Here is a 1025-nt window from a genome sequence, read left to right on the forward strand (position 1 = left end):
ATACATGTTCTGGCGCGATATGTCCGGCATTGCCAAATGACGCGCCTTGTCCAACTTCATTTGCCTCCAACAATACTACCTTTACTCCTCGTGCTTGTAATATCACTGCAGTCGCAAGCCCAATAATACCGCCACCAATAATGTGTAAGTCAAAATTTGAAGTAATCATAAAGACTCTCGATAGTGCTCATGTGCTGAGTTTAAAGAGGATAGAGTAGTTAAGGATAGAGTAGTTAATGTCATGACTGTCAGCTAATTGAATCCAATATACTCAGTCCAAGAGCTTAAAGCAATATGCTCTATTCGAATAAAAGAGCCCTCCACATGAAATGCAAAGGGCTCTATATTTTTAACTATGGATAAGGTCTTTTAGGGTTTAACGCTTACCGTACTTATCACTATACTCTATCCAGAAGTCTGCGTTTTCGATGCCTACTTTTCTGGGATCAAATATTGGATCAAGTCCTAACTTTTTCTGTTCATCATAGTCTTTTAGAACTTTTAATGCGGTTTTGCTAAGCAGTAAGATAGCAATGAAGTTTAGGTAACACATACTACCGAAGCCAATATCACCAAGCGCCCACATCATGCCAATAGATTGCACGCTACCAGAAAAGCAGATGGCTAAAAATACAATTTTTAGTATTGGCTTTAATACAGGATAACGCAGATTGCTATCCAAAAATACCAAGGTAGTTTCAGCGATGTAGTAATAAGCTATTAAGCAGGTGAAAGCAAATAGAAAGATAGCAATGGCCACAAAACCGCTGCCATATTGGCTAAATACGGTTGATACCGCTGCTTGAGTAAATGCTGTACCAGCGGCAACGCCTGGCATGTTTTCAACCAATGTCATACCTTCTGCCGGAATGACATTGTACATACCTGTAGATAAGATCATCAATGCAGTCGCAGTACAGACGAGGACAGTGTCAACATAGATCGAAAATCCCTGTACCAAACCCTGCTTGGCAGGATGCGAGACTTCGGCAGCAGCAGAGCTGAAAGTCGCTTCACCAGCGCCG

General features: G+C 41.4%; 2 protein-coding genes. Both read right to left on the reverse strand.

Annotated features, from left to right (window positions below; genetic code table 11):
* Positions 1–169: FAD-dependent oxidoreductase (locus tag ACS8FD_RS16820; protein ID WP_439276685.1), on the reverse strand; the 169-nt coding region annotated here is incomplete at its 3' end.
* Between the two features lie 207 nt (positions 170–376).
* Positions 377–1025, reverse strand: a 649-nt coding sequence (locus tag ACS8FD_RS16825) for an alanine:cation symporter family protein (protein ID WP_439276684.1), incomplete at its 5' end; no start/stop codon positions are given.

This window comes from Psychrobacter sp. 1U2, assembly GCF_051847575.1.